16 protein-coding genes and 2 tRNA genes are annotated in these 20,030 nt (G+C 67.3%); 7 read left to right on the top strand and 11 right to left on the bottom strand.

Annotation, left to right across the window (positions count from 1 at the left end):
* Nucleotides 1-29 precede the first annotated feature (29 nt).
* Complete coding sequence (gene mxcH / locus DB31_RS03440) at nucleotides 30-2,525, top strand: TonB-dependent siderophore myxochelin receptor MxcH (protein ID WP_044181810.1); 2,496 nt, start codon at nucleotides 30-32, stop codon at nucleotides 2,523-2,525.
* A 10-nt stretch (nucleotides 2,526-2,535) separates the two neighbouring features.
* Here the strand turns inward: mxcH and DB31_RS03435 are convergent, their stop codons facing one another.
* From DB31_RS03435 to DB31_RS03405, 7 genes are all read right to left on the bottom strand, one after another.
* A complete protein-coding gene (locus DB31_RS03435) occupies nucleotides 2,536-3,762 on the bottom strand; it encodes a hypothetical protein (protein ID WP_044181806.1) in 1,227 nt (408 codons plus the stop codon).
* A 16-nt stretch (nucleotides 3,763-3,778) separates the two neighbouring features.
* A complete protein-coding gene (locus tag DB31_RS03430; protein WP_063769182.1) occupies nucleotides 3,779-5,329 on the bottom strand; it encodes a PepSY-associated TM helix domain-containing protein in 1,551 nt (516 codons plus the stop codon).
* Nucleotides 5,326-5,589, bottom strand: coding sequence for a hypothetical protein (locus tag DB31_RS03425; RefSeq protein ID WP_044181803.1), 264 nt, complete (start codon nucleotides 5,587-5,589; stop codon nucleotides 5,326-5,328). The genes DB31_RS03430 and DB31_RS03425 overlap by 4 nt, the downstream gene beginning before the upstream one ends.
* Entirely contained in the window at nucleotides 5,589-5,918 is a 330-nt protein-coding gene (locus DB31_RS03420) for a hypothetical protein (RefSeq protein WP_044181801.1), read from the bottom strand. Before DB31_RS03420 ends, DB31_RS03425 begins: the two co-directional genes overlap by 1 nt.
* Nucleotides 5,919-5,992: 74 nt before the next feature.
* Nucleotides 5,993-7,132 (bottom strand): YncE family protein, encoded by a 1,140-nt coding sequence (locus tag DB31_RS03415; RefSeq protein ID WP_157231780.1) that lies wholly within the window; start codon nucleotides 7,130-7,132, stop codon nucleotides 5,993-5,995.
* Between the two features lie 228 nt (nucleotides 7,133-7,360).
* Nucleotides 7,361-7,437, bottom strand: a tRNA-Asp gene (locus DB31_RS03410).
* An 8-nt stretch (nucleotides 7,438-7,445) separates the two neighbouring features.
* A tRNA-Val gene (locus tag DB31_RS03405) sits at nucleotides 7,446-7,517 on the bottom strand.
* A gap of 268 nt (nucleotides 7,518-7,785) precedes the next feature.
* On the opposite strand from DB31_RS03405, the gene DB31_RS03400 reads away from it, so the two are divergent.
* From DB31_RS03400 to DB31_RS03375, 6 genes are all read left to right on the top strand, one after another.
* Nucleotides 7,786-10,179 (top strand): glycogen debranching protein, encoded by a 2,394-nt coding sequence (locus DB31_RS03400; RefSeq protein WP_044181796.1) that lies wholly within the window; start codon nucleotides 7,786-7,788, stop codon nucleotides 10,177-10,179.
* 195 nt (nucleotides 10,180-10,374) lie between these two features.
* Nucleotides 10,375-11,424, top strand: a complete 1,050-nt coding sequence (hemE, locus tag DB31_RS03395; RefSeq protein WP_044182336.1) for a uroporphyrinogen decarboxylase — start codon at nucleotides 10,375-10,377, stop codon at nucleotides 11,422-11,424.
* Nucleotides 11,425-11,591: 167 nt separating this feature from the next.
* The gene (gene fadI / locus DB31_RS03390; RefSeq protein WP_044181794.1) at nucleotides 11,592-12,887 is read left to right on the top strand and encodes an acetyl-CoA C-acyltransferase FadI; all 1,296 of its coding nucleotides are present in this window, start codon (nucleotides 11,592-11,594) and stop codon (nucleotides 12,885-12,887) included.
* Complete coding sequence (gene fadJ / locus DB31_RS03385; RefSeq protein ID WP_044181791.1) at nucleotides 12,887-15,121, top strand: fatty acid oxidation complex subunit alpha FadJ; 2,235 nt, start codon at nucleotides 12,887-12,889, stop codon at nucleotides 15,119-15,121. Before fadI ends, fadJ begins: the two co-directional genes overlap by 1 nt.
* 94 nt (nucleotides 15,122-15,215) lie before the next feature.
* Nucleotides 15,216-16,349, top strand: coding sequence for a lipoprotein (locus DB31_RS03380; RefSeq protein WP_044181788.1), 1,134 nt, complete (start codon nucleotides 15,216-15,218; stop codon nucleotides 16,347-16,349).
* Nucleotides 16,346-17,032 carry a class I SAM-dependent methyltransferase gene (locus tag DB31_RS03375; RefSeq protein ID WP_044181786.1) on the top strand — a complete coding sequence of 229 codons (687 nt, stop codon included), beginning with the start codon at nucleotides 16,346-16,348 and terminating at the stop codon, nucleotides 17,030-17,032. Before DB31_RS03380 ends, DB31_RS03375 begins: the two co-directional genes overlap by 4 nt.
* Here the strand turns inward: DB31_RS03375 and DB31_RS03370 are convergent.
* From DB31_RS03370 to DB31_RS03355, 4 genes are all read right to left on the bottom strand, one after another.
* A complete protein-coding gene (locus DB31_RS03370) occupies nucleotides 17,017-17,838 on the bottom strand; it encodes an SDR family oxidoreductase (RefSeq protein WP_044181783.1) in 822 nt (273 codons plus the stop codon). The two genes, DB31_RS03375 and DB31_RS03370, sit on opposite strands and share 16 nt — an antisense overlap.
* 2 nt (nucleotides 17,839-17,840) lie before the next feature.
* A complete protein-coding gene (locus DB31_RS03365) occupies nucleotides 17,841-18,221 on the bottom strand; it encodes a YccF domain-containing protein (RefSeq protein ID WP_044181779.1) in 381 nt (126 codons plus the stop codon).
* A gap of 71 nt (nucleotides 18,222-18,292) precedes the next feature.
* Nucleotides 18,293-19,120, bottom strand: coding sequence for a DUF3014 domain-containing protein (locus tag DB31_RS03360; RefSeq protein ID WP_044181776.1), 828 nt, complete (start codon nucleotides 19,118-19,120; stop codon nucleotides 18,293-18,295).
* Nucleotides 19,121-19,180: 60 nt separating this feature from the next.
* Complete coding sequence (locus DB31_RS03355) at nucleotides 19,181-20,020, bottom strand: ChbG/HpnK family deacetylase (protein ID WP_044182333.1); 840 nt, start codon at nucleotides 20,018-20,020, stop codon at nucleotides 19,181-19,183.
* Nucleotides 20,021-20,030 lie beyond the last annotated feature (10 nt).

The raw sequence follows: 20,030 nt of genomic DNA, 5'->3' as shown, positions 1-20,030 counted from the left end.
ATCAAGATTGTCTCCGGCTCGGATTGTGGATGTTCTCGCCTCGCTCCTCGCTTGCCCTCTTCCTGACGGTGGTCTTGCCGGTTGTCTCCCTCGCAGCTGCCGAGCCGGTGATTCAGCCCCCTCATCGAATCGACACCGTCGAGATCCCGTACCCGGCAGAGGAGCTCGCCGCGCGCCGGGAGGGCGAAGTGGTCCTTCTCCTCACCATCGACGAGAAGGGGATCGTGACTGGCTCGGAGATCTCCAGATCTGGAGGAGCGGCGTTCGACGCGGCGGCCCAGTCCGCGAGCCTCACCTTCCGCTTTGAGCCTGCTCGGGTGGACGGCGAGCCTGTGGCGTGCCGGGTCGAGTTCGTCCACAGCTTCCGGCTCGCCCCAGAGGCGCCTGCGTCCCCAGAGGCACCCGCTCCTCCTGAGACTCCCACCGCTTCTGAGCCCGGCCTCCCCACGCCAGATGACGCGGCCGCCGCCACTCCAGCCAAGGAGGAGAAGGTGACCGAGACGACCGTCCGTGGCCGCTCGGAAGCCGAGCGGATGCGTCAGTCCGCGGAGGCGGTGAAGGTGGTCGAGATCCGGCGCGCGAGGGCGCAGTCAGCAGACCTCGGTCAGGTCCTCGCGCAGCAGGAAGGGGTGTCTGTCCGCAGGACAGGGGGCCTGGGCAGCACCGCCCGTTTCGCCCTCAACGGGCTCACCGACGACCAGATCCGCTTCTTCCTTGATGGCCTTCCGCTTGAACTCTCGGGTTATCCGTTTGGTGTCGCCAACGTGCCGGTGAACCTCGTGGATCGGATCGAGCTCTACCGAGGCGTCGTGCCAGCCCGGTACGGAGCCGATGCCCTTGGCGGAGCAGTCAATCTCGTCAGCGCCCCCCTGCAGGAGGGAGCCCACGGAGCGCTCTCCCTGCAGGGCGGCTCATTTGGGACCTGGCGCCTCACCCTCGCAGGCAGCTACCAACCCAAGCCACAAGGCTTCTTCGTCAGGGCACACCTGTTCGCGGACACGACTCGCAACGACTACCGCGTCGACATCGAGACGGTCGATGAGCAAGGCCAGTTGCTTCCCGCCACCGTCAAGCGCTTCCATGACGGCTACCGAGCCCTGGGCGGTGGCCTCGACGTGGGGCTGGAGTCGCTCGGCTGGGCAGATCGGCTGGTCTTCCGGGCCTTCGGCTCCGGTCATGACAAGGAGCTGCAGCACAACTTGGTGATGCGCGGCACGCCATATGGAGAGGCCTCCTACGGCGTCACCACCGCGGGCGGCCAGCTTCTCTACGAGAAGGCCTTCACCGAGGCGCTGCGCCTCGACGCGGTGGTCGGGTACGGATGGCAGGCCACCGAGTTCGTCGACGTCTCGCGCTGGGTGTACGACTGGTTCGGCCGCCAGGTCCGCGAGAGGACGCTGCCGGGCGAGATCAACAACCAGGCGACGGATCAGACCCTCTGGCAGCACGCCCTCTACGGCCGAGCCCATGCCGATTGGGCCTTCGCCAGTGCCCAGAAGCTCCGGCTCTCCATCGCGCCCACCCGGACCTGGCGCACTGGCGAGGATCGGCTCTCGACTCCGGAGTTGGATGTCCTCGCGGCGGAGCGGACGCTCTTCACCTCCGTCATCGGTCTCGAATACGAGCTGGCGCTCTTCGACGACACCGTCCAGGTCATCCTCTTCGGCAAGGACTACCGCTATGCGGCCCGGGCCCAGGAACGCGCTGTGGGCGGCGGCTTTCAGCGCAAGGACCGTGACTTGCAGCGCTTCGGTGGGGGGCTGGCCATGCGCGTGCGCCTGGGCGAGCCGCTCTACCTCAAGGCGAGCTACGAGCGGGCCACGCGGTTCCCCCGCGTGGACGAGCTGTTCGGCAATGGCGTGCTGATCAGCGAGAACCTCGACCTCGAGTCCGAGGGCAGCCACAACCTCAACCTCGGTGTCGCCACCCAGCCGTTGCGCTCGGGACTCGGCACCTTCCGGGCTGAGCTCAACGGCTTCGCCCGCCTGGTCAGCAACCAGATCATCCTCCTGGGCGATGCTCGCAAGTCGAGCTACCAGAACGTCTATGGGGCCCATGCGCTCGGCTTCGAGGTGGCAGCCGGTTGGAACTCCGTTGGCCGCCTGTTCTACCTCGACGCGAACGCCACCCTGCAGGATCTCCGGAACACCTCGGGCGAGGGGACCTTCGGTGCGTTCGATGGGGATCGGCTCCCGAATCGCCCGTGGTTCTTCGCCAACGGCACGGCGCGGATGTCGATTCGTGGAGTGGTCGCGGAGCAGGATGAGCTCTCGCCCTTCTGGAGCACCCGCTATATCCGCGAGTTCTTCCGGCACTGGGAGAGCGTGGGGGCTGCGGAGACGAAGGAAGTGATTCCGAACCAGTTCGTTCAATCCGCCGGCGTCAGCTATCGCGTGACGCGAGCCCAGGCCACGGTGGGCCTCACGGCGGAGTTGGAGAACCTCGGCAATGCCAGGACCTTCGACTTCTTCGGAGTCCAGAGGCCAGGCAGGGCGGCCTGGCTCAAGGGGACCTTCGAATACTGAAGCAGGCGCGTCAGCGCAGCTTCACCAGCTGGTAGGCCCACCCCAGCGTCTCGAAGCGGGGCTCGGCCACGCCTTGGACACCGAGCTCGTAGACCGTGGTCTTCGCATAATCGGCGCTCGGGAGCAGGAGGAAGGTGCGGCCGTCGATGCGGAACGCGTAGTAGCCGCCAGCGAACTTGCCCAACCCGTCCACGGGCTGGCCCGTTCCCGCCTCCACATTGACGCGCCAGAGCCGCCAGTGGCTGCCACCGGTGATGGCATTGGGCTCGGTGTTCTCGGTGATGTTCATGTCCTCGGAATGGAGCACGGCGACGATGCCAACACCGTTCTCCAGGTATCGGTACGCAACGGTCTGGCGGCCGCCCACAATGTCCGAGAGCTTACGGGTCCAGCCCGCGTCCAGCGCCAGCTCGCCGGCCTTGATGCGGACCGCGCAGTTGTCCGGCGCGTCGTCGCTCAGCACCGGGGCCGCGGTGCTGAAGACCCAGTTGCTGAAGTAGAGGTGACCGGCCTCGTCCTGCGTCGCCATGTCGAGCCCTGGGCAGGGTGCATCGATCAGCTTGACCAGGCGGTCGTCCGCATTCGAGTACACGGCAATCTGAGAGGTGGGGGAGAACCGGTAGAAGCTGTTGTCCGCCCAGTAGAAGGGCTGGAACGAGTTGCCGCTGCGAACGGCCGTGCTCCGGTCGTAACCCGCCCTCACGGTCAATCCGTCGCGCTCGGCCGGGAGCCCAGGGGCATCGGCGGTACCGGAGATCTGCATGGCCTCCGGATTCCAGATGATCCGCCGGGACTCCTCGAGCTGCATGTACGCGGTCGACGCGTCGACGAACACATTCTTGTAGAGCGGGGCCACCGCGGGGCCGTAGTTGGCGAAGCTCAAGCGGCCGTCCTCCTGCAGTCCACAGCCGGCACCCACCGTGTAGCGGCGGAGCTCGGGCGCTTCACCGTCACCGACGAAGAGCTTCCCACCGGCCGCGCCAATCGTCGCGAACCCCGCATGCTCCGAGGCCTGGTCAAGGTTGATGCTCTGCACGTCGAGAGACTCCAAGAGGCGCACGTACGTCGATGCGCCCTCGTCGCCGAAGATCGAAGTGGCGATGGCGTAGACGGGGCCCGTTCCTTCGGAGGCACACGGCTCGAGGGGCTCGGGGTCGGAGCCACACGCGGCAAGGGCCGCGCCGAGGAGCAGGGCCGCGCTCACGGGCGCTGGGGTGGAACGGCGGTTCAGGTTCATGGGGAGGGCTCCAGTGTCAGGTGGGTGAAGGGGTGGAGTCGTTGGCCAGCTCCTCGAGAGGGAGCGGAGAGCCGCCATGAGGCTCCATCCGGGAGACAGCACGAGCGGCGCCAGCCAGCAGCAGCCCGAGGAAGACGAGACCCAGCTCGGTGGCGAGGACGAACGGGGAGCCAGAAGCGAAGGGAATGCGAGCGGTCCGCGCTGCATCGATCAACGGCACCGCGAAGAGCAGCCCGCTCGCACCGATGAGAAGCCGCCGCGCGGAGCGCGCGGCGGAGCGCTCGACGAGGGCGTAACCGAGCGCCCCCAACCAGCTGACGTAAAAGAGCGCGTGCTCATACCTTGGACGTTCGTGGAGCGCGGCGGGAAGGAGCTGGTTCGCGAGGAACAGCGCGGCCACGGCGAAGGTGAGCCCAGCGCAACCGCCCGCGGTCAGCTTCTCGAGGAGCCGATCGAAGGACCCCAGTCCTCGGCTGCGTCGACGCTCCAGCCAGAGGAGATTTCCCGCAAGGATGCCGAACGAGGCGAGCAGTGCGAGCAGAGCGTAGAGCACCTTCACCGGGAGCCCGGCCCAGGTGGCGAAGTGCCATCCGTAGAGGGTCTCCATCGTCCGCGAGTAGCTCGTCGCTCCGCCCTTTTCCCGGACCCGGACAATTTCTCCGGCGAGTGAGACCCAGACGTGCTCGAACGCATTGATGGTACCGCTGCTCTCGCCCGGAAGGTGGACGACGGCGTTGGCATCCCCGAGGTTGTCGATGAAGAACCAGCGGTGGGTCGCCTGGGGGAACCGCTGCTGGGCTCTCTCCAGGGCAAGGCGCAGGTCAGGCGCCCTGGCAGCTTCGCCTTTCCGAGGGGGAGGCACTGGCCAGTCTGTGGCGCTCTCGACGGCGCGTGCGTCGCCTTCCAGGGTCGTGGCCACCACCGCCGGCTGGAGCCAGGCAGACAGGCAGAGCACGGTGCCAGTCAGCGCGAAGAGCAACAGGAAGGGTGCGTTGACCACCCCGAGGACCTTGTGCGCATCGGACCAGCGCACGCGGTGGCCCTGGTGGGGCCGGAACTGCACGAGCTCGCGCACCAGCTTCCCGAGCTGAATCAAGCCCCCTGTCACAATCAGCAGCAGGAGGACGACGGATGCGATGCCCGCCAGATACTTCCCTCCCGGAATCGGGTCGAGGAAGTGCATCGCGTTGAGGAACTCGCCCAGGTCGCTTCGCTCACCGAGCGGCTGCCCGGAGACCGGATCCATCCACGAGGACTGGACTGTTCCTCCGGGGGCCAGGCGCCAGATCCGCAGCCAGGGCTCCTCTTCGGTGGGCAGCGAGATCCCAAACCACGCGGGCTTCGCCTCGACCTCCGTGTCCACGAGGCGCTGCGCGAGCTCGAGCGCATGCGCATCGGAGACTGCGATGGGGCCCCGGAACGAAGGCTCCTGCCAGGGAGCCAGCTCCTCGGCGAAGAGCGCGAAGGTTCCGAGAAAGAAGAGGGCAAAGAGCACGATGGACGAGAGGACGCCGGTCCACGCATGCGCATCCCAGAGGATCTCGTAGGCTCGTGGAGACACCTTCACGAGAGCACCATCACGGCAACCGACGCGGCGCCAACCACTGCGGAGCCAAGCCATGCCCGCTGCCAGCTCTGGGCGAGAAGGGCCAGGCACACCGCCACAACGACTGCGGGAGCCGCGGCCAGGAGGGCGACGAGGAATCGGACATCCCCGGGCAAGGGCAGCGCGCCGGAGAGGGAGAGGTCCGCGAGCACGGCGGCCGCCGGTGCGGCCGAAATCGCCGCGGAGATCCGTCCGAGGCCGTGTTCGTGCTTGCGGGCCATCAGCTCCCTCCGAGCCAGGCCACGACAAGTGCCAGCGCGGTGAGCTGAACTGCTCCCAAGGTGCCGCGAGGCCAGAGCGGAGTGCAGAGCGCGAGGAGCGAGAGCGTGAGCATCAGCACCAGCGCGACCACCGTGAGCCCCGCACCCCAGCCCTGGGCCACCCCACCTGCCACCGCACCGGCCGCGAGGAGGCTCGCGCCTGCCGCGCGTACGCCCACCCGGTTCCGATGGAGCACCTGCTGCCACCTGCCTCCAGAGCGGGCCGGCACGGCCGCCGCGAAGTAGAAGGCGGTGGCCCCCAGCAGGCTCAGCAGCATCGAAAGCGGCATGTCCTCCTCAGCACAGCGATTTGATAACGATTATCATTATCAAATGGAGTGTCAAGGAGGAAGGGAGCCGTGGCTCACTGGCCCGTGAGGTAAATCCCGAGGCCGCTGCTGCCGGTGGTGGCGAAGAGCAGCGTGCCATCGCGGGAGATGCGCATGCGTCCGTTGTTGAAGGCGTTGTTCCCGGTCCAGGAGAAGAGACCTGGGGAGGGAGCGATGTTGCGCAGCTTCTGCAGCGTCGTGGTGCTGTAGACGTCGATGGAGATGTTGGAGCCATACCAGGCCAGGTAGAGCTCGTCGGCGACGGGGCTGTAGACGGCGCCAATGGGCAGCTGGCTGGCGTAGGTGCCCAGGATGGCCTGACGCGACAGGGCGCCGTCGAAGACGTAGAGCCCGCCGTAGGTGGGGAGGGCGTACTGGTTGGCCAGCCGGCTGACAGCAATCTCGTAGACGAACCAGCTGGTGCTGGACTCCGCGAAGGTCTGAGCACCGGTCAAGTAGCGGCCCCACTCGCCGCTGGAGATGTTCGACTCGGCATAGGCGACGGTGGAGCCGTCAGCGGAGCGGGCGAGCATGGTGGCCTGGCGCACGCTGGCGATGGACTGAGCGGTGCCGGTGGTCAGATTGACCTTGCGCATGGGAACCCAACCCGAGCCGTTGAACTGGGAGGTGACGATCGCCTCGGTGTTGGAGGTGAAAACCACGGTGAACGTGCCACCCTCGTAGAAGTCCCGGGTGAAGAAGAACCGCTGGCGCGCGTTCGTCGCGAGGTTGATGTGGTGGACCCAGTTCTGGTTGTTGGAGTTGGTCTGCAGGTCCGCGATGAGCAGCTGATCCCCGTCGGGGGACAGATCGATTCCGCTGAAGGAGCCACCGGTGAGCAGGGAGGGCTCGAACTGGCGGGTGAGCAGGTTGTAGACGAGCACCTCGCCCGCGGTGCCGCCGGTGGTGATGTAGAGCCGGTTGCGCTGGACGTCATGGACCATGTCCTTCCGGCCGGACACCTGGAGCGAGATGGACGCGGGGGCACTGCAGGTTCCGTAGGGGCCCCATTGCCCCGCCGAGCAGGTCCGGGTCTGGGTGCCGAGGATGCCGCACGCGATCGTCTGCGTGGTTCCATCGACGCACACACTCATCGTGGAGACCGACAGCGCCATCTGCTCCGGCTCGTGCTCGTGCTCCGCAGCGGCGTAAGCCGTGCTCTGAAGGCCGAGCACGGCAAGAAGCGCGAGAGCCAACCAGCCAGAAGCGCGAGGGTGGGGGGATAGAGACAGGAGGGGCCGACGAGAATGGAAAAGGGTCATGGCCCGACTATCTACAGGGAAGGGCTGACATCCCTGGATAGTCTGAATCTCCTGGCCCCGTCAGGTGAGTGAGGCGCCTGGAGAAACGCGGGCGCTGAAAAAACGAAGGGCCCGGAACCTTTCGATTCCGGGCCCTTCTCTTGGCGAGGAGTACGGGACTTGAACCCGTGGCCTCCGGCGTGACAGGCCGGCGTTCTAACCAACTGAACTAACTCCCCACAATATTTGGGCGGAACAGGGATCGAACCTGTGACCCTCGCCTTGTAAGGGCGACGCTCTACCGCTGAGCTATCCGCCCGAGCGACCGCCGCTGGCAACGTGGGCGGCCTTGTATCGGCCACGTCCCCCACTGTCAAGCCTACGTTTTTGCGGACCCGATCATTCCCCCGGCGCCCTCATTTTTCCCTCTGGAGCGGGAATGACTCACCTTTTGCCCGCATGACAATGAGGTCCTCTGTGGCCTGGCCGCGTTGACTTCACAGCCCCGCCAGTGCTGGAAGTTTGCAGTACGGGCGAGCGCGGGCCCGCTCGCAGCGCTGAACGCAACCGCGCGGGAGTCGGACCCCATGAGAAGAGCCACTGCTATCCCCCCAGCGGCTTCCCTGCCACTTCGGTGGCATCCCCCCCTTCTGGCAGCCTGCCTTGCCGCACTCCTGGCTGCCTGTGGCAGCTCGGACCCGAGCACCTCCTTCCTGGAAGAGGAGCTGGCCCCTACGGGCGTCCAGCAACAGGAGGCGGTCACCTGGACTCTGGGTGCGAGTTACGACGCAACCAAGGCGAACATCAACTTCCGCGTCTACTCGTCGCGCGCCACCCGCATCGAGGTCTGGATCTACAAGACCCCGTACGGCGCCCAGGAGGTGACCAAGTACGTGATGACCAAGGACTCGGCCACGAACATTTGGTCGAAGCCGGTCTCGGTCTCCACGCTGCAGACCACGTATGGCGTCACCGGCACCGTCTACTACGGCTACCGCGCCTGGGGGCCGAACTGGACGTACAACTCCAATTGGACGAAGGGCTCAAACCTGGGGTTCGTGGCGGACGTGGATGCGAGCGGCAACCGCTTCAACCCCAACAAGGTGCTGTTGGACCCCTACGCGCTGGAGATCAGCCACGATCCGAAGAACGGTACCAACACGGACGGGCAGTGGTTCGCCTCGGGAGCATACCGCCTGAAGGATAGCGGCCCGTACGCACCCAAGGGCATTGTGCTGGCGGGGGACACGCAGTCCATCGGTACCAAGCCCACGCGCGCGCTGAAGGACGAGGTCATCTACGAGGTCCACGTCCGCGGCCTCACCAAGAATGACCCGAGCATCTCCTCCACGTTCCGGGGCACGTACAAGGGGGCGGGGCTGAAGGCCCCGGCGCTGGCGGCGCTCGGGGTGACGGCGGTGGAGTTCCTGCCGGTGCAGGAGACGGACAACGACAGCATCGACAACGAGCCCACCACGACGGATGACAACTACTGGGGCTACATGACGTTGAACTACTTCGCGCCGGATCGCCGCTACGCGTACGACAAGTCGGCGGGCGGCCCGACGCGCGAGTTCAAGGAGATGGTGAAGGCCTTCCACGACAACGGCATCAAGGTCTTCATCGACGTGGTCTACAACCATACGGGCGAGGGCGGGAACTGGATCGCCAACGACTCGAGCACCTACAACCTGCTGTCGTTCCGCGGCCTGGACAACCCCACGTACTACAGCCTCACGTCGGACCTGAAGTTCAACTGGGACAACACGGGCGTGGGCGGCAACTACAACACGTTCAACCCGGTGGCCCAGGACCTCATCATCCACTCGCTGGCGTACTGGAAGGACACGCTGGGGGTGGACGGGTTCCGGTTCGATCTGGCCTCGGTGCTGGGCAACACGTGCCAGCACGGCTGCTTCAACTACGACAAGATGAACAGCGGCACGGCGCTCAACCGCATCATGCGGGACTTGTCGCCGCGTCCGGCGGCGAACGCTGCGGGCACGGACTTCATCGCCGAGCCGTGGGCCATTGGCGGCAACTCGTACCAGGTGGGCAACTTCCCGGGCGCGTGGGCGGAGTGGAACGGCGCCTTCCGCGACTCGTTCCGCAAGGATCAGAACCAGATGGGCGTGGAGAACGTCACGCCAGGAGAGCTGGCCACGCGCTTCTCGGGCTCGTCGGACAAGTACGGGGATGATGGGCGCATGCCGTACAACTCCATCAACTTCATGGTGGCGCACGACGGCTTCACCCTGAAGGACCTGTACTCGTACAACAGCAAGAACAACAGCCAGGGGTGGCCGTATGGGCCCTCGGATGGTGGCGAGGACAGCAACCACAGCTGGGACCAGGGCGGAGTGGCTGCGGACCAGCGCAAGGCGGCGCGCAATGGCATTGCGTTCCTGATGCTGAGCGCGGGCACGCCGATGATCACCGGCGGCGACGAGTTCCTGCGCACGCAGTACGGGAACAACAACGCGTACAACCTGGACTCGGACAAGAACTGGCTGAACTACACGCTGACGGGAGACCAGACGACCTTCAAGACGTTCACCCAGCGGATGATTGCGTTCCGCAGGGCTCACCCGGCGCTGCGGCCGCTGAACTTCTACAGCGCGGTGGACAACAACGGGAACGTGATGGAGCAGCACCGCTGGTTCAAGTCGGACGGCAACGTGCCGGACACTGCGTACTTCAGCAACGCCAGCAACCACGCGCTGGCCTACCGCATCGACGGCACGGAGTTCGGGGACCCGGCGAGCGCCATCTATGTGGCGTACAACGGCTGGTCCGCCGCGGTGAACTTCGTGCTGCCGTGGCCGGGCAGCGGCAAGAGCTGGTACCGGGTGACGGACACGTGCAACTGGGCCGAGGGCGTCGACCAGGTGGCTTCGCCCGGCGCCGAGGTGGGCGTTGGCGGCGAGAACACCATCTACGGCGTCTGCGGCCGCGGCCTGATTCTGCTGATCGCGAAGTAGGGAAGGGCTGACACGGTTCGGAGGGTTACGGCGCGGGTGGCCGTGGCCTTTCGTGTACTGGGGCCGGGCTCACCGAGACGGTGGGTCCGGCCCTCGTCATTTGGAGCATGGAGGGGCGCGAGAGGCAGGACATCCGGGCGGAAGTCCGGTATGGGCGGGGAGAGACGGCGCCCGGTGGCGCCGGAGGGCTCCTCCATGAACGACAGACTCTTGAAGGCGGCGCGTCGCCAGCCCACGGACACCACCCCGATTTGGCTGATGCGTCAGGCGGGGCGCTACCTGCCCGAGTACCGGGCCATCCGCGGCAACATCGCGTTCCTGGACCTGTGCAAGCACCCGGACCTGGCGGCCGAGGTGACGGTGCAGCCCATCACGCGGCTCGGGGTGGACGCGGCGATCATCTTCTCGGACATCCTGATTCCGGTGGAGGCGATGGGGATCGCGCTGGAGCTGGGGGACAAGGGCCCGCACTTCCCGAACCCGGTGCGCACGGCGTCGGACATCGAGCGGCTGGGGGTGCCGGATCCGGTGCAGAGCACGGGCTTCGTGGCCGAGGCCATCCGCAGGACGCGCAAGGCGCTGAATGACTCGGTGCCGGTGATTGGGTTCGCGGGGGCGCCGTTCACGCTGGCGGCGTACATGGTCGAGGGCGGCGGCTCGAAGAGCTACATCCTCATCAAGCGGCTGCTGTTCGAGCAGCCGAAGCTGGCGCACACGCTGTTCCAGAAGCTGACGGACACGCTCATCCCGTACCTGAAGATGCAGGTGGAGGCGGGGGCGAAGATCGTCCAGATCTTCGACTCGTGGGGCGGCGAGCTGGGGGCGTACGACTTCGAGCGCTTCAGCCTCCCGTACCTGACGCGCATGGTGAAGGAGCTTCAGGCCACGGGCGTGCCGGTGATTCTCTTCGGCACGGGCATGTCCACGCACCTGCCGCTGCTCAAGCGCACGGGGGCGGACGTGATCGGCCAGGACTGGCGGATCGAGATGGACCAGGCTCGGAAGGTGCTGGGGCCGGACGTGGCGGTGCAGGGGAACCTGGATCCGCTGCACCTGTTCCTGCCGCGCGAGGAGCTCGAGGCGCGGGTGGTGGACATCCTGAACCGGGCGGGGCCCCTGGGGCACATCTTCAACCTGGGCCATGGCATTCTGCCTCCCACGGATCCGGACGCGGCGAAGTTCCTGGTGGAGGCGGTGCACCGCCACGGCATCGCGCTTCGTCAGGGCACCACGCCCCAGCGGTAGCCCGCGCTTCTCCCGTTCCTGAATCGCTTTCCTCCCGAGGGCTCGCAGCCCCAGCACCCGGGCAGCCCAGCAGGGCGTCCACCGGTTGACTTTCAAATCAATTCTCGTTGACGCGGTGCATTAGGGGTCGTTACAAGTGCCTCACTCGCTGTCAGGAGGTGAGGCACATGGCTCAGAGCAACGGTCATCGCAGGGTGGCCATCGTCCGCGGACTGCGGACCCCCTTTGTGAAGGCGGGCAGCGTCTTTGGGAAGCTCACCGCGCTGGACCTGGGCAAGCTCGTCGTCCAGGAACTGGTGCAGCGTGCCGAGCTCGACCCGAACGAGATCAACCAGCTGGTCTTCGGGCAGGTCATCCCCACGCTCACGGCCCCGTCCATCGCCCGGGAGGTGGTGATCGCCGCCGGTCTGCCTCGGAAGATCGAGGCCTTCACCGTGGCGCGCGCCTGCGCCACTTCCATTCAGGCCATGACGACGGCGGCCAACGCCATCGCCGTGGGTGAGGCGGACGTCGTCATCGCGGGCGGCACCGAGTCCATGTCGGACGCCCCCATCTTCACCAGCCGTCCCCTGGCCCATGCCCTGGTGGCCGCCTCCAAGGCCAAGAGCCTTCCGGAGAAGCTCCGGCCCTTCCAGAAGCTCAAGGCGAAGGACCTGCTGCCGGTGCCCCCCTCCATCGCCGAGTACTCCACCGGCCAGACCATGGGCGAGAGCGCCGAGAAGATGGCCAAGGAGAACGGCATCTCCCGCGAGGAGCAGGACCGCATCGCCCTGGCCTCGCACCACAACGCCGCTCGCGCCTGGAAGGAGGGCTGCTTCGACAGCGAGGTGATGCACGTCGTCGTCCCACCCCAGTACGAGGACGTGGCGGCCAAGGACAACATCGTCCGCGAGGACACCACCCTGGAGGCGCTCGGCCAACTCAAGCCGGTGTTCGACCGCAAGTACGGCACCATCACCGCTGGCAACGCCTCGCCGCTCACGGACGGCGCCGCCGCCCTGCTGCTCATGAGCGAGGAGAAGGCCCGGGCGCTCGGCTACGAGCCGCTCGGCTTCCTGCGCGCCCATGCCTACGCCGCTACCGACCCGGCCGATCAGCTCCTGCAGGGCCCGGCCTACGCGGCGCCTATCGCCCTGCAGCGCGCGGGCATGACGCTGGCGGACATTGATCTCGTGGAGATGCACGAGGCCTTCGCCGCTCAGGTGGCCAGCAACCTTCAGGCGCTCGCCTCGCCCGCCTTCGCCAAGAAGGCCGGCTGGAGCGCCCCGGTGGGCGAGGTGGATCGCGACCGGCTCAACGTGAACGGCGGCTCTATCTCCCTGGGCCACCCCTTCGGGGCCACGGGCGCGCGCATCGTCACGCAGGCCCTCCATGAACTGAAGCGCCGGAACAAGAACACGGTGCTGTGCACCGTCTGCGCCGCGGGTGGCCTCGGGGCCGCCGTGGTCCTGGAGCGTGCGTAATGGCCATCAAACTGGAAGAGCTCGAGGCACAGCAGGGCTTCACGTACTCGGTCGAGGATGGTGTGGCCGTCATCACCATCGATCAGCAGGGCGAGGCGGTGAACACGCTCTCTCCCGAGACCGGTACGGCGTTCGAGAAGCTGCTCGGACACGCGGAGGCGGATCCCAACGTGAAGGCCGTGGTCTTCACCTCCGGCAAGAAGGACACCTTCGTCGCTGGGGCGAAGATCGACTTCCTGCAGACCATCAAGACGGCGGCCGAGGCCACCGAGATCTCCCGCAAGGGCCAGGAGGGCTTTGACCGGCTGGACGCCTTCCCCAAGCCGGTGGTGGCGGCCATCCATGGCGCGTGTCTCGGCGGCGGCCTGGAGTGGGCGCTGGCGTGTGACTACCGCATCGCCACGGACAGCCCGAAGACGCAGCTCGGCCTGCCCGAGACGCAGCTCGGCCTGCTGCCGGGCGCGGGCGGCACCCAGCGGCTTCCGGCGCTCATCGGCATCCAGGCGGCGCTCGATTTGATCCTCGCCGGGAAGACGGTGAAGCCCTCGAAGGCGAAGCGGCTCGGGTTGGTGGACGAGGTGGTGCCAGTACCCATCCTGCGCTCCATTGCCCTGCAGCGCGCCCGGGAGCTGTCGGCCGGAGCGCTGAAGGTGGAGCGCCCGCACGGCCAGCGCCTCAAGGCCGTGGCCGCACAGTCGAAGAAGGGCCTCGCGGGCATGCTCCAGCGTCTGGCCGATAAGGCGCTCTGGTCCGAGGTGGCGCTCGAGGCCAACCCGCTGGGCCGCAAGCTGCTCTTCGATCAGGCGCGCAAGCTGCTCCTGAAGAAGACGCGCGGCAAGTACCCCGCGCCGGAGAAGGCGCTGGAGGCCATCCGCGTGGGCGTGGAGTCCGGCCGCAAGGCGGGCCTGGAGACCGAGGCGCGCCTCTTCGGCGAACTGGTGGTGTCAGATGTCTCCAAGCGGCTGGTGGAGATCTTCTTCGCCACCACGGCGCTCAAGAAGGAGAACGGCACCTCCGACCCCAGCGTGATGCCGCGCGAGGTGAAGAAGATCGGCGTGCTGGGCGGCGGGCTCATGGGCGGCGGCATCGCCTACGTGTCCGCGGCGCTCCAGGGCGTCCCCGTGCGCGTGAAGGACAAGGACGACGCGGGCGTGGGCCGCGCGCTCAAGCAGGTACAGAGTGTGTTGGATGAACGCGTGAAGCGGCGCTCGCTCACGTGGCGCGAGGCGGCGGCGAAGCAGGCGCTCATCACCGCGGGCACGGACTACAGCGGCTTCAAGAACGTGGATCTCGTCATCGAGGCTGTGTTCGAGGACCTGAAGCTCAAGCACCGCGTCATCGCCGAGACGGAGGCCGTCACGCGCGAGGACTGCATCTTCGCGTCCAACACCTCCAGCCTGCCCATCACCGAGCTGGCCAAGGGCAGCAAGCGTCCCGAGCAGGTGATCGGGATGCATTACTTCAGCCCGGTGCACAAGATGCCGCTGCTGGAGATCATCACCCACAAGGGCACGGCGGACTGGGTGACGGCCACCTGCGTGGAGGTGGGTCGGAAGCAGGGCAAGACGGTCATCGTCGTCAATGACGGGGTGGGCTTCTACACCTCGCGCATCCTCGCGCCGTACATGAACGAGGCGGCGTACCTGCTCGCCGAGGGCGCGGACATCGCGGAGCTGGACAAGGCGCTGGTGGAGTTCGGCTTCCCCGTGGGGCCCATCACCCTGCTGGACGAGGTGGGCATCGACGTGGCTTATAAGGTGGGGCCCATCATGGAGGCCGCGTTCGGCAAGCGGCTGGCGGCGCCGAAGACGCTCGACAAGGTCATCCAGGACGGGCGCCTGGGCCGGAAGAACCAGAAGGGCTTCTACACGTACACCGGGAAGAAGAAGGAGGTGGATGCCTCCGTCTACGGGCTGCTGCCGGGTGGAGCGGATCGCAAGAAGTTCGACCGAACCGAGATGGCCGAGCGGTGCGCCCTGCAGATGGTGAACGAGGCGATCCGCTGCCTGGGCGAGGGCATCCTCCGCAGCCCGAGGGACGGGGATGTGGGCGCCATCTTCGGCCTCGGCTTCCCGCCGTTCCTGGGCGGCCCGTTCCGATACGCGGACAGCCTGACGCCAGCCGTGCTGCTCAAGCGGCTGGAGCACTACCAAGACAAGTACGGCGAGCGCTTCACGCCGGCGCCCCACCTGGTGGACGTGGTGAACGCGGGCAAGACGTTCCACTCGCGCTAACGCACCGCGTGACCCGCCCCGAGCCCAGCGCGCCTGGCTCGGGGCGTACGAAGCTGCTTGACCCGGACGGGGCGCTGGATGATGCCACGCCCGCATGGCTCGCTCCGCTCCCCGCACTGTCGCGCTCGTCGTCCTGCTCGCCATCGTCGTCTGTGGCGCGGCGGCCAGCCTGGGCGCGTGGAGGTTCTACCGCAAGCACCACGACACCTCGGGCCTGCACCTGGGCGACTACTACTCTATGGGATGGGTGGGCTTCGATTCGGGCTGGTACAAGAGCATTGCCGAGGAGGGCTACTTCTATACGCCCGGCAAGCAGAGCTCGGTGGCCTTCTTCCCGCTCTACCCGCTGGCCATCCGAGGAGTCATGCAGACGGGGCTCTCGGTATACGGCGCGGGGATCCTCGTCACGCTCTTGTGCGGGTCGCTGGCGATGGTGCTCTTTACGCTCTGGGCCCGGACTCGGGCGGATGAGGTCTCCGCGCTCCAGGCGGGACTCCTGATCGCCCTGTATCCCTTCACCTTCTATTTGTACGGCGTCATGTACTCGGACGCGCTCTTCGTCCTGCTGGTGGTGAGCGCCTTCCTCTTGTTGGAGAAGGGGTACCTGCTGCCTGCGGTGCTGGTGGCGGCGATCTCCACGGCGGCACGGCCCGTGGCGCCCGCGGTGGTGGTGGGGCTGCTCGTGCGTCGGCTGGAGTGGAAGCGTGAGCGAGGCGAGCGCTGGAGCCCGTGGGACTTCCTGCCCGTGTTCTCCGCGCTCGGCTTCGTCTCGTACATCCTCTTCCTCAAGGAGTCCTTCGGCGCGCCGTTCGCCTTCGTGGAGACACAGGGCTCGCCCGGGTGGGATCAATCTCCTGGCCCCCACACCTGGTTCAAGGTGACCTGGTTCCAGACGGTCTTCGACCCGGGTCAATCGTGGGAGGTCAAGGGGCGGCTCATCACCCATGCCCTGCTCACCCTGACGGGTCTCGCCCTGGTGATTCCCACCTTCAAGCGGCTCGGGTGGGGCTACGCGGCCTTCACGCTGGCCGTCGTGGGGATGCCGGCGCTGTCCACCAAGGACTTCATGGGCATGGCCCGCTACCTCATCTCGGCCTTCCCGCTGTTCCTCACCCTGGCGCTGCTGCTGAAGGAGCGCCCGAGGCTGTTGCGCGGAATCATGGCCGTGAGCGCCGTCGGCCTCGTCTTCCTGTCCTGGTGCTTTGGCCGGGAGATCTACGTCTCATGAGCACGCTGACCGAGAGGACGCTCCAGCAGTTCTCGGCGCTGCCGCCCGCCGAGCGCTTCCACGTGCGCGCCCGCGCTTTCTCCGCGCCTCTGGAGGCTGTCTCCTCGCGCGTGCCTCCCGCCGCCACCGTCGCGGACGTGGGGTGTGGCCACGGCCTGCTCTCCGCGATGATGGCTCTGGAGGACGGGAGCCGCACCGTGCACGGCGTGGATCCCGATCCTCGTAAGGTGAAGTGGGCCACCGAGGCCGCCGGGAAGCTCCCCAATGTTCACTTCGAGGTGGGCACGGTGGAGAGCCTCGGGGCGCAGCGCCCAGGTGGGTTTGACGCTGCGGTGGTCTGCGACGTCCTCTACCTGCTGCCCCGGGCACAGTGGCCGGAGTTCCTCCGCCAGGTGCGCAGCCTGCTGAAGCCCGGCGGGCGGTTCCTCCTGAAGGAGGCGGAGGGAGACGGCTCTTGGAAGCACTACAAGTGCCTCGCGCAGGAGTGGGTGATGGTGACGCTGCTCGGCCGCACGAAGGCGGGGGGCGGGCTGGTGCTCGAGCCTCGCGCCACCGCGGAAGCCCTGCTGAGCGACGCGGGCTTCCGGATGCGCGAGGTGGTGGAACTGGATCGGGGCTACACCACGCCGCACATCCTCTATGTCACCGAGGCCGTGGAGCCGGCCGCTCAGTCCAGGAAGTAGTCCGGCAGGGGCTCTACGCCCTTCTCCATGGCGTACTGCTCGAAGTCAGTGACGCCGTGCGCGCGCAGCACGTCCTCGTCGATGAAGAAGTTGCCGGTGCAGGTGCGGCTGTCGCTGGTGAGGATGGAGTGGGCCGCGTCCGCGATGATCTCCGGCTTGCGGCTCTGGCGCATCATCTCCTCGCCGCCGACCATGTTGATGGCCGCAGTGGCGATCGTGGTCCGGGGCCAGAGCGCGTTCACAGCGACGCCCTGCTCCTTGAACTCGGCGGCCATGCCGAGCACGCACATGCTCATGCCGTACTTGGCCATGGTGTAGGCCACGTGGTTCTGGAACCACTTGGGCGACATGTTGAGCGGCGGCGACAGGTTGAGGATGTGCGGGTTCTTCGCCAGGAGCAGGTGGGGGAGGCAGGCCTGCGAGGTGGCGAACGTGCCGCGCATGTTGATGGAGTGCATCAAGTCGAAGCGCTTCATCGGCGTCTCGAGCGTGCCCGTGAGGCTGATGGCGCTGGCGTTGTTCACGCAGATGTCGATGCCCCCGAACGTCTCCACCGTCTTGGCGACGGCCTGGGCAATCTGCTCCTCGGAGCGGATGTCCACCATGAGGGGGAGCGCCTTGCCGCCCGCGGCTTCGATCTCCTGAGCGGCGGTGAAGATGGTGCCGGGGAGCTTGGGGTGGGGCTCGGCCGTCTTCGCGGCGATGACGATCTTCGCGCCGTCACGTGCGGCCCGCAGAGCAATGGCCTTGCCGATGCCACGGCTGGCGCCGGTGATGAACAGGACTTTTCCTTCGAGGCTGGGCATGGTCATTCCTTCATCTCGCGCACGATCTTTCCGAAGGGCGCGAGCGCGAGCATCGCGAGCTTCACGTGTTGAATGGCGAAAGGGATGCCGATGATCGTCACCGCCAGCGACAGCGCCAGCGCGATGTGGCTCAGGAAGATCCAGATGCCGGCGATGACGATCCAGAAGACGTTGAGCGTGCAGCCAATGGCGCTGGCTCCCGGCGCGTCCTGGATGTCCTTGCCGAACGGCAGCAGCCCCACGCCCGCGATCTTGAAGCACTGCACCCCAAACGGGATGCCGATGACGGTCAGGCAGAGCAGCAGCCCGCCGAGCAGGTACTCGAGCCAGATGACGAACCCGCCGCCGAGCACGACCCACAGGATGTTCAGGAGCAAGCGCATGGTCTAGCTCTACCAGGAAGAGAGGCCCTCGTCAGGCGAAGACAGAGCCCCGGCCGGACCCGCGCGCAAGCTCAACGGCCAGCGGGAGGCAGCCCAAGCGCCTTATGGAGCTCACGCAGCTTCGCCTGGATGGCTCGGGCGTTGGCGGGCCCCATGCGCAGCAGGTGCTTCTGGGCGGCGCTGAGCTGCTCCAGCTCCGGGGCGGCATAGGCGTAGTTGACGCCGGGAGTGTCCACCACCTCCAGGTCGCCCTCGGGCACGGGCGTGTCGAGCATCCGCTGGATGGCCCGTGAGAGCACAGCGTCGAAGCGCTGGCCCGGCGGGCCAATCTCCTTGAAGGCCTGATTGATAAGCGGCTTGAGCATCCGGTACGCCTGCGTGGTGGCCTGCGTGTCCAGCGAGCCGAGGACGCGCGCCACGGTGTCATAGCGGGCGAAGCTCTCGGGAGCGATGAAAGTGTGGCCATTGCGCTCGACGACCTGGAAGGTGCCCTGGGGCGCCAGGAAGACCAGCACGGCGCGAGGACTCTCTCCCTCGGCGATGTTGAAGCTGGCGGCAGTGAAGCGCCGGACGAGGCCTTCGTTGGCGGCCCACTTCTGGAACTCGGGATCTGAGGACATGGCGCCCAACAGCTCGCGCGTGCGGGGATCGCTCTGATCGAGCGCTGGCAGCGGCGGTCCCTGGGGCGGCGGCTCCTCGGCCGGGGCGGTGGGTGTAGGCGTCGCCGTGGGAGTGAGCGCGGTCGGGGTAGGGGCAGCAGGCTCCTCGGGCCTGGGACGGAGGAGGAACCAGGCGGTGCCCAGGCCGATGAGCACGACGACGACAATGCCCGCCACCAGCGGCAGACGCGAGGGAGCGGCGGGCTGGGGCGGAGGTGCGGAGGGCAGTGGGTCGCTCATACGCCGCCGGTTTGGCAGCCGCCTCGCCACCCGTCAAACCCGGACTTAGAGCGGCGCTCGCTACCGGACGCTCCCGTAGGTGGTCAGGACAATGCCTCGCTCCAGGAGCCGCGCTTTCACCCGGGAACTCGTGAGCGCGTCCAGCTCCGCCTGCCAACCGTAGGTCCACGCGGGATCCTCCGGGACATGCGGAGTGCCCTCGCCAGGGTGGCAGCCCACCTCGAAGACGCCCTCAGGCAGAGAGTCCACCAGCGCCAGCAGGGTGGGCTCATCCAGCCGCCCCGCCTCGAAGACGCCTCCCGCGCTCACTCGCCGCACACCCAGCGGAGCCCGAGGCGCTGTGCGGGCCAGCGCGGTGAGGATCAGCGTCTTGAGGGCAGGTCCTGGAGCGCGGCGCCACGAAGGGCGAGGCAGCCGATCCGGCCAGCGCACAGGCAGTCCCTCTCGCTTGGCCAGGGTCTCCACCAGCGGACGGATGCCGGGCAGCAGGTGCAGGTGCTGGTGAGCATCCAGGTGGTCCACCTCGGCGCCCAGGGCGCGGGCCCGGGCCAGCTGCGCCTCCAGCTCGAGTGCGACCTCCGAGCGCCGGACCTTGCCGGTGAGAAACGCCCGAGCGAAGTCCGCCCAGCTCGCGCGCAGCCTTCCGTCCGGCGCCACCGTGGGCACCTCGGCCGCCGGAGCCGCGCAGGGCAGCCGCGTGGACAGGGCCAGGTGCACGCCGATCGCCAGCCCCTGCGCGCGGGCCCGGGACACCGCCTCGGGCGCGCTGGGCCCCATCACGAGCAGCGTAGCGCTGGTGACGATGCCCTCGCGGTGCGCCCGGAGGATGCCGCTATCCAACGAGGGGTGCAGGCCGAGATCGTCGGCGTTGACGATGAGGCGCGTGCCGCCGAGTCCCACGGCCAATCCC

The sequence above is a fragment of the Hyalangium minutum genome, from assembly GCF_000737315.1.
GTDB classification, from domain to species: domain Bacteria; phylum Myxococcota; class Myxococcia; order Myxococcales; family Myxococcaceae; genus Hyalangium; species Hyalangium minutum.
This window is presented reverse-complemented; position numbering and strand designations above follow the sequence as displayed.